Below are 795 nucleotides of genomic sequence, written 5' to 3'. Positions count from 1 at the left end.
CAGCGAGAGCGTCAAGAGGCAAAGGGTCAGCAACGCCCTTACACGCGGCACGGACTGCTGCCACGTATCAGTGGATAGTGTTTGCCGCATTAGACCAGGTCCGATTACAGATTCAGCAGATGAGGCCGTGCGGTCGAAGAGGGCTTGGTTGGAGGCTGTGGGGCAATCCACGCTTTTTCATACACCATCTGCTCCGTGTGGGGACTAGTTGATGGGGCTTCCAGGGCTAGTACTTCTCAAATATCTGCTCGGTGCATGCCTTATAAATAACTTTACAGTCAACGCCCGGCCTCGCTCCGTTTGCTTTTTTACAATCTTCAAGGGCTATTCTACTGGCTTCGGCTGTAGATCCAGCACCCACAAACTGCACCCGCCCGGCATCAATAGGGAGCCCATTCAATTGTGGCTCTGCAATAGCAGCGCATTGGTTATGATATTTTAAGGCAATCTCGCAGTTCGTTGCGCCATGCTTGCCGCATCGCTGGAGCGCATCTGCCTCAGCTTCGGCTTGAGAAAACTTTCCAGTCGTTACGCCGTAATCTGTTGTGGCGTCTACCGATCCAACTGCAATGGCTCCCCACGTATTGATCCAGCGCCCCGATGGACGGGGCTGAGGCGCCTGCTGTTGATAGTATCCAGATGGGATAGGTGTACATGAAGTTATCACGCCATTGGCCTGCGCTGGGAGTTGCCCAGGCGGACACCCGTTTTCCGCTCGCGCGCTACCCATAGCGAAAAGCATCGCAAGGCAAGCAGTCAGGGTGAATTTAATATCCATATATCACCTCGATGCAA

At 53.7% G+C, this 795-nt stretch carries 1 protein-coding gene; it reads right to left on the bottom strand.

Annotation, left to right across the window (positions count from 1 at the left end; translation table 11 throughout):
• Positions 1–226: 226 nt before the first annotated feature.
• Complete coding sequence (locus tag D588_RS26515; RefSeq protein ID WP_081613505.1) at positions 227–778, bottom strand: DUF4189 domain-containing protein; 552 nt, start codon at positions 776–778, stop codon at positions 227–229.
• Between the last annotated feature and the right edge of the window lie 17 nt (positions 779–795).

The sequence above is a fragment of the Xanthomonas sp. SHU 308 genome (genome assembly GCF_000364645.1).
Taxonomy (GTDB): Bacteria; Pseudomonadota; Gammaproteobacteria; order Xanthomonadales; family Xanthomonadaceae; genus Xanthomonas_A; species Xanthomonas_A sontii.
This window is presented reverse-complemented; position numbering and strand designations above follow the sequence as displayed.